3 protein-coding genes are annotated in these 8,520 nt (G+C 69.3%); 2 read left to right on the forward strand and 1 reads right to left on the reverse strand.

What is annotated here, in order from left to right; genetic code table 11:
- Positions 1–3,788, reverse strand: a 3,788-nt coding sequence (locus tag ACGFI8_RS47605) for a tetratricopeptide repeat protein (protein WP_392815659.1), incomplete at its 3' end; no start/stop codon positions are given.
- Positions 3,789–4,478: 690 nt separating this feature from the next.
- On the opposite strand from ACGFI8_RS47605, the gene ACGFI8_RS47610 reads away from it, so the two are divergent.
- Both ACGFI8_RS47610 and ACGFI8_RS47615 read left to right on the forward strand, forming a co-directional pair.
- Positions 4,479–4,793, forward strand: a complete 315-nt coding sequence (locus ACGFI8_RS47610; RefSeq protein ID WP_392815662.1) for a CU044_2847 family protein — start codon at positions 4,479–4,481, stop codon at positions 4,791–4,793.
- Positions 4,777–8,520: tetratricopeptide repeat protein (locus tag ACGFI8_RS47615; protein ID WP_392815664.1), on the forward strand; the 3,744-nt coding region annotated here is incomplete at its 3' end. The genes ACGFI8_RS47610 and ACGFI8_RS47615, both read left to right, overlap by 17 nt.

Below are 8,520 nucleotides of genomic sequence, written 5' to 3' on the forward strand. Positions count from 1 at the left end.
TGGTTGCCGAGCTGCTCTTCGATGGTGAGGGATTGCTGGTAGCGGCGTTCCGCCTCGGCATAGTCCCCCCGCAACTGGGCGAGGATGCCGAGCTGGTGGTAGCTGCTGGCCAGGCCGGCCTGGTCGCCGAGCTGCTCGAAGATGGTGAGGGATTGCTGGTAGCGGCGTTCCGCCTCGGCATAGTCCCCCCGCAACTGGGCCAGGATGCCGAACTGTCCGTAGCTGGCGGCCAGGCCGGACTGGTCGCCGAGCCCCTCGAAGATGGTGAGGGATTGCTGGTAGCGGCGTTCCGCCTCGGCATAGTCCCCGCGGTCCTGGGCGAGCATGCCGAGCTGGTGGTAGCCGCTGGCCAGGCCGGCCTGGTCGCCGAGCCGCTTGCTGATGGTGAGGGATTGCTGGTAGCGGCGTTCCGCCTCGGCATAATCCCCCCGCAACTGGGCCAGGATGCCGAACTGGTGATAGTGGGCGGGGCGGCGAACATGGTCGGATGGAAGCCATCGCAGGGTGTCGTGGATGAGGCTGGTTTCCCGGTCCCAGGCGCCCCAGGCGTGAAGCTGATGACAGATGTGTTCGGTGAGTTGGCCGGCGGCGTCAGTGTCCCCAGCGGCCAGCAAGTGATGGCGCGCTTCCTCAAGATCGTGGATGTCGGCGAGACGGTCCTGCGGCCATACCGCAACTCGCCAGCGCCAGAAGGCTGCGGCAGAGCGGTGCGCGCGCGTCACTGCGTCAGGGCGTCGCGTTGCGGCTGCATGGTGATGGAGTTCGGTGGCGGTCCATCGGTGCACGAACGCTCTGCCGGCGGCGTCGATGGTGAGCAGGCTGCTGTTTTCAACGACCGCCGCCAGATGGTCAAGGTCGTGGGGCGCTACGCGGGGGGGTCGGGGCGGCTCATGGAGGGATGCCTTCAGCCTGCTGACGGCGATGCGTTCGGATGGCGGCAGAGGGCTGTCGTGGTCGGCGGCCCGGTCGAGATCTTCAAGCGTGAGGCTGTGTCGGTTGAGGATGGTGGCGAGCTGAGCAGCGATGCCTTGCCGATCGGGAACGAAGGCGGCGGTGTCGTCGGGAGTTCCGATGGCGAACAGCATGGCGTTGTGGTCGACGGGTTCGCGGTAGACGCTGACGCCGATGAGCAGGTCGAGGGCACCGGGGGTGTCGGCGAGTCGGGCGAGGTGGTCGGTGAGCAGGATGTCGTCGGCGGCGAGGGTAGCGACTTCGGCGAGCGCGGCGTCGAGTGTGCGTTGTTCGGCCAGCCAGTCGCGGGCGCGGTCGGGCCCGAGCCGCGTCCGCACGGCCCGGTCGAGGCGTTCGGTGACATCGGTGAACCGGGCGTGGCCGTGGCCGAGGAGTGCGTCGAGATATTCAAGGCTGCGGGGATGGCCGCCGACGGCGCGCCAGATGTGGTCGACCGCGGCGGTGTCAACGGCGTAGCGGTCCAGGTTCGGTAGTGACCACAGCAATTTCTGGGTTTCCGCCGCGCTCATCGGTCCGAGCTTTTCAAACAGCAGCCGCTGATGGGTCCCGCCGGGCAGTGTGAATGGATAGCGGGATGTGATGAGCAGCCGGCTGGTGGCCGGGTTGGTGGACCAGTCGGCAAGCAGTGCGGCGACGTCGGGGTCGGTGACGGTCCAGCCGTCGTTGGCGGCGGTGAGGTTGTCCTCGAAGTTGTCGAGCACGACGAGCACGGGCACCACGCCGAGGGCGTCGTCGCGCAGCAGCGCGTGGCGGTCCTGCCATGGCACGTCGATGTGCCCGCAGACTTCGACCGCGCGAAACAGCGGCCCGGATGTGATTCCCCGACGCAGCAGGTCTCGGCGGATGCTGGTGGCGACGGTTGTGAGTACACCGTCCACGGTCAGCGGGCCCGCAGTAGTGGCGATCCGCCATGACGGCGTTCGACTGACGCTGCGGCGCAGGATCTCGGCGGCCAGAGTGGTTTTGCCGATCCCGCCGATGCCGTACAGCACCACACCCGCATATTGGGTGTCTTCGAGCACCAGAGGAAGGCGTCGCTGCTGGGTACGGCGGCCGACGAAGTGACCGACCGGTCTGGCGACCAGCCCGCCGGCGTCCGCGGTACGGGCCGGTGTCGATGCCTGCTCGAGGGTTGTGCCGTCGATGATGCGGACCTGGGGGTGGCCTGCGGCGAGGGTGACGACGCTCCATTCGTCCATCCCCGCCAGCAACTGCCGCAGCGGCTCGGTGGCGGTGGCCAGGTCGCGTTGCACCGCCCGGCGTGCATCGGCCACTGCTTGGACCACGTCCGGTAGCGCCGACTGCGCGAGCTCGGTGTAGACGCGGGAGAACAGTTGGGTGGCGTACTGGTCGGTGACCGTGGTCTGGGTGGCGATCACCGCCCTTGCACCGTGCTCGGCCAGTTGCACCGCGTACGAGGCGACGTGCTCGTCGCCGGCCACGTCGGTGTAGCACGCCGCCAGCGCGATCACTGGTGGCATCTTGCCCGGCGGTACGGCTTCGGCGAGGAACGTTGCCGGGGTCAGCTTCCGGGTTCGGCCTTCCTCGTCCTCCAGCAGCAGCACGCCCGGGGCGCCGTGGGCGGACACGTGCAGCACATGCACCCCGCCGGGTGCGTCGAGGGCGGCGCGGATGGCGGCCGTGGTCGCGAACGGCACCACGGTGACCGCCGCGTCTCCCTGCCTGGCACCGCGTACGGCCGCGATGACGCTACGCAGCTCGTCCTCGTAGGCCAGCAGTGCCCCGCCGCCGTCGTCCGGAGAGGCGATCGCGACGGCGATCCGCAGCGGTCCTGGCAGCAGTTTCTCCCCGGCGGCCGGGCCCTTGCGGTATACCGAGATCAGCGGATGCAGCGCCAGCGGCTGGTAGGTCACCGGTTCCGGCATCGCCTCCCAGGGCAGTTGCGGGAAGCCGGGGGCGTCGATGGCCAGCCGTACCGCGGCAGTTTCCCGCTCCGCCCGCCGGATCTGCGTTGCCAGGGCCTGCGCCACCGGCGCGGGCAGGAACGACTCGGCCAGCAGTTCCCCGGCCCGGCGCAACGACACGTTGCCCACGTCGAGCGTCGGTGCGCCGGTGTGCCGCTGCGGCACCCGCAGCGAGGCACGTTCGCGGTGCACGTCATGCAATGCGTTGACCAGGCCGGGCCGCAACCCGCCGTGGGCGGAGCTGGCCTCGACGCCGGCACCGGACAGCCGGACGGTACCGGCCGACACTGTCAACGTCAGGTCCAGCGGTGACCCGGGTGGCGCGGCATCCACGAACGGCACGTCGACGAGGCCGGCCAGCAGCGGCCGGAGATCCTCGGTCCGGGCGATCCACACCGTGTCGCGCTGCCAGCCGTCAGCGCTGTTGTACCGGGCGGTCACCACCCCGACCACATGGTCGTCACTGACCCGCCGGGCCGGCGCCCCGCTCATGCCGCGTGCCACACCGGAGTTCTTCAGCACGCCCAACGCGACCTCGTTACCGCGCATGGCCTGGCCCTGCCAGTCGCCGGTCGCGCTGCTGTACCGCAACGACGCCTCGCCCAGCACCTGGGCCACGCCGGTCACCGTCACCACGGTCGCCGGCGCCACCGACTCGGTCGCCGCCCAACCCACGACAGGCTGTCCTTCCAAGCCGGCGGCACACGTCAGCACCGCCAGATCCCGCAACGGATCAACCGCACGAACCGTCGCTGTACCGAGCCGGCTGCCACCGCCGAGCACATCGATCGATACCGAGCAGCCTTCATCGCCCGCTCCGACCTGGTCCAGCACATGCCAGGCGGTCACCACCACATCCGCCGCCACCCAGAAACAGGTGCCGACCGGCACACCCGCAGCAGTCAAAATCCGGCCGAGATACCGCGGAACGCCCGTCGTTACGTGATCTGCCGGCATCAGCGGACAACCAGCCCACGATCACCACAGGTGCGGCGCCCGCCGCTCACGGCACCCCTGCCGGGCTGCCGTCGATGATCTAGGCCCGAACCGGCGCGGCCGGCACCCGCGACTGCGGCAACTCCCCGGCGCACTCGGTGGCCGAGGCCTGAATCGATCTCCGCACTCGCCGCCGTCGCCTGGCGATCACGTGGCGGCCGGCCGCGGCGCCCTCGCGATTCCGCCTGGACCAACGCGGCCGTGACGGCAAGCCGTGACGGGGCCATCGCCAGAGCAGCATCGACACGCATACGCAGCAACATGTCACACATCGCTAATCGTCAACAGTCGGAAACCAGTCAGCCGACCAGGACTGCTCGGCCACTGCAGCATCTCGGCGCGGTCAGCACCCGCCGCCGTCCGGGCCATCAATACCGGTGCCCCGTGATCCTTGGCGCCACGCCAAAGATCGCCGGAGCTTGCTGCGTGGTGCCGCGGCATCCGGACTGGCTGGGACTCTTGGTTGGGATGCGTCGGCGGAATGGTGGTCGCGCGGTGGCCGTTTGGGCGGATGTGGCCTGGCGTCGATTTGAGGCTGTCGGTGGTTGACCCGTTGTGACAGCCTCTGAAGCTATGAGTGATGCCGTGATCGCGGTGCCGGTGACCTTCGCCGGCGTGGACGTGTTGGTGCAGGCGACGCCGGTTTCGGTGGTCGGGTCGGAGCCGACGTCTGTGTCGGGGAAGGTGGTCGCCGCGTACGCGCAGGCGGAGAAGGCGATCATGAGCGTTGCGGAGTCGGTGGCCGGGACGGTCGATGTACTGGCGAAGTCGACGGTGTCGCCGCAGCAGGTCCAGGTGCAGTTCGGGGTCAGCGTCAGTGTCGAGGGCGACATCATGGTGGTGAAGGGCACAACCGGCGCGACGTTGTCGATCACATTGACGTATGGGATCCAGGCCTGACGTTCCGGGCTACCTCGGCCAGGTCGTCAACGACGCCGGGGTGGCGGTAGGGACGTGTTTCCAGATCCAGCCGGGGGTGCTGGCAACCGCCTGGCACGTGCTCAACGACATCGGCGCAGGGACGGTCGGCGCGGACGTGGCTGTCGCCGCGCTGGCCGGCGACACGTCGGTGCCAGCGACGGTGCATGCCGTGGACGAAGCGCATGATCTCGCCGTACTGACGTGCGACATGCCGCTGCCCGGGTCGGTGCCCGGGTTGGTCGCGTCGTCGTCGGTGCAACCCGCGACCAAGGTCACGGTGACGGGGGTGTCGCAGTTCCCCAACGCCACGCCGTTTCGGTACACCAGCGTGGTGGGCGTCTGGCAGGGCGGCGCCCTGCGCGTGGACGATGTGGCATTGGGGCAGGTGACCGCGACCGGGCTGGCGAAGGGCATGAGCGGCGGCCCGGTCCGCAGGATCGACGATGGCCGCGTGGTGGGACTGGTGTCGGCCCGCTACAACAGCGCCACCATCTGGCTACAGGGCACGGTGTGGGTGGCCCGCGTAGAGGACCTGCTGCCGCTGCTCGCCGGGGTGGCCGAGGTCCAGCTGACGGACGCTGGCCCGCGAGGCGCCCCGTTGGATGTGACCCTGTCGGTGTCGGACACGACCGTACGGCTGCTCGGCCCGGGCGTGGACGTCCAGGCAGCACACGGCGGGATCCGGCCAGGCCTGGCCAACGCCCTGCATGACGTGCGGCGGGAACGGGCGCGGCAGGGCCGATTGCCGGTCCGCGCCGATACGACGACGCGCCAGACAGCCTCGGGCATCGTGTCGCTGCGGCGGGCGGGCGAGCTGATGGCTGCCTCGTTCCTGCCACTGGCGATCAGCGAGAAGCTGGGTGGGCTGCTACGGCGGGCGGAACAGACAACGGTCGCGGTGCGGCTGGCGGTCGACGCCCCACGGTTCACCGCCTTGCCATGGGAGGCGCTGCCGGATCCGGTCACTGGCGAGCCGCTGGCGTTGCACCAGTTGGTGTCGATGTTCCGGGTGGGTGTGACGCACGGGCCGACAGCGCTACCGGGGCCGTTACGCATCGTGGTGGCGATCGCCTCACCCGTCGACGGCGGGCCGGTGCTCGACTACGAGGCCGAGTTGAGCGCGGTGCTCGACGCAGTGCAGACAGCGCGGCAGGTCGCGGCGGACGTGCGGATCGTGCCGTTCGCGACCACGCAGGCGATCCGGGAGGCCCTCGACGGCGGCGGCGTGCATGTGCTGCACCTCTCCGCGCACGGCGCTCCCGGGATGCTGGTGCTGGAAGACCAGGACGGTCGAGCCCGGCAGGTTGATGCACAAACATTGCTGGCCGAGGCGGTCCCGCCAGGCGCGATGCCGCCGGTGATCGCACTCGCCGCCTGCTACACCGATGTCGCCGGACAGGAACAGCAGGCGTCGTTCGCAGCCGGGCTGGCGGCATGTGGCGCCGCCGCGGTGATCGGCACACAGACATCCGTGACGGACCACTACGCCACCCGATTCTTCGCCCGGGTGTACGCGCAGCTGGCCGGCGCCGCCGCACCGGACGTGATCGCGGCCGTCGCCGAAGCACGTCGCGCGGTGCAGCGTGACCTGGCTCGCTCAACCCAGCCGATCGATCAAGCACTGGCCCAGTTGGATGAATGGAGTGTCGTCACGGTGCTGGCCGGCGGGCCGCAGGTGCCGGTCATCGGCCCGGCCACGACCCAGCGGGGCCCATCACCGTCATCGTCCGCGGCCTCGTGGACCATGGTGTCACACGATGCGAGCGGCCTGCTGGCCCGGCCCGTGGGGCAATTCGTCGGCCGCCGCGACGAGCAACGGCGGCTACCACTCCTGCTCCAGCAACACAGATTCGCCGGAGTGGTCCTGCACGGGATCGGCGGCGTCGGCAAGACCACCCTCGCCGCCGAGATGGTGCGCCGCGTCCGCCAGCGCTCCGCCGGCTGGCGGGTAGTGACCTGTACCGGGCCGCTCAGCGTCGACGGCATACTCGTCGAGATCGCTCAAATGCTGCGGCGTGATCTGCTGCGCCGGCAGGTGTTCGACGGGCCGCAGGCCGTGGCGGTACAGGTGTTGGCCCGGATGGACCTGCCCTGGCGGGACCGGCTCCTCCTGCTCCGCGAAGACGTGCTCAACACCATGCCGGTCCTGCTCGTGCTGGACAACTTCGAGGACAACCTCGTTCCGCGCCCAGACGGCACCGGCTGGCAGATCACCGACCCGGCACTAGCCGACCTGCTCACCGCGTGGGTCGCCAGCTCCGGCGGCAGCCGGCTGCTCGTGACATCCCGATACCCGTTCGCCCTGTCCACGGAAGCCGACGATCGCCTGCACAGGCATCACGTCGGGCCGATGACGTTCGCGGAGACCCGAAAGCTGGTGTGGTCTCTGCCGAACCTGGACCGCTACGCCATCGATGTCCAAGCGTTGGAACGGATCTGGCGGGTCGTGGGGGGCCATCCACGGTCCCTGGAGTACTTGGATGCCTTGCTGGCCGCAGGGGCGGGCCGATTCCCCGATATCACCCGCCGCCTTGACGCTGCTGTCCGAGCCAAGCTCGGGGCCAGGCAGGCGGCGGGCTGGCTGGCGCGCGGCCGCACCCTGGACGCTGCGTTGGCTGACGTGGTGATCCTTGCCGCGGACGACGTCCTGCTCGACGAACACCTCACCCGTCTCGCGCCCCACCCTGGGGCGATCCAGCTACTGGCGGGCATCAGCGTCTACCGCGAACCCGTCGACATCACCGCCCTGTACTTCCAGGTCGGTAGCCCGGACGACACCGCCCGATTCGAACCCGACCGTGCCGCAATCCAGCGGCACATCATGGAACTCCTCGACCGCTACGGCCTGACCATCCGTGAGTTGTCGACCGCGACCAGCGAAACAGGACCGCTCGCCCGCGCCGACCGGGAACAGCTCATCGAACTGATAACTGCCTCCCAGCAGCCACCAGCACCACCGATCCGCCCACCAAACAATCTTGAGGACCTACTCGATCAACTGCTTCACGGCAGCCTGATTGCACGCACCGAGCACGGACGCGTCGTCATGCACCGCTGGACCGCCACGGAACTCCACCGCCACTGGCGCGACGACAGTCGGCAGCAACCGTCCCTGGTCGACGAGGCCCACCGGGCGGCCGCCGCGTACTGGCAATGGCGGGTCGACGTCTGGCCTCAAGACCGTGTCGCCGACATCCACGACCTCGAAGAAGCACGCCACCACCTTCTCGTTGCCGGAGATATTGACCCCGCAAACAGTGTCACCGAAGCAATATGCATGCAACTCGATACGTGGGGTGCCTGGGATCGCGAAACCAGCCTCATCCACGACACCCTGCGATGGCTTCCATCCGACCATGTCCGCCGCCCTGCCTACTATCACGAGCTCGGCATCCTGGCCCAGTTGCGGGGGGACTATGCCGAGGCGGAACGCCGCTACCAGCAATCCCTCACCATCTTCGAGCGGCTCGGCGACCAGGCCGGCCTGGCCCGCGGCTACCACCAGCTCGGCATGCTCGCCCAGTTGCGGGGGGACTATGCCGAGGCGGAACGCCGCTACCAGCAATCCCTCACCATCAAAGAGCAGCTCGGCAACCAGGCCGGCCTGGCCGGCAGCTACCACCAGCTCGGCAGGCTCGCCCAGTTGCGGGGGGACTATGCCGAGGCGGAACGCCGCTACCAGCAATCCCTCACCATCAGCGAGCAG

Source organism: Dactylosporangium sp. NPDC048998 (assembly GCF_043197855.1).
In the GTDB taxonomy this organism is placed as follows: Bacteria; Actinomycetota; Actinomycetes; order Mycobacteriales; family Micromonosporaceae; genus Dactylosporangium.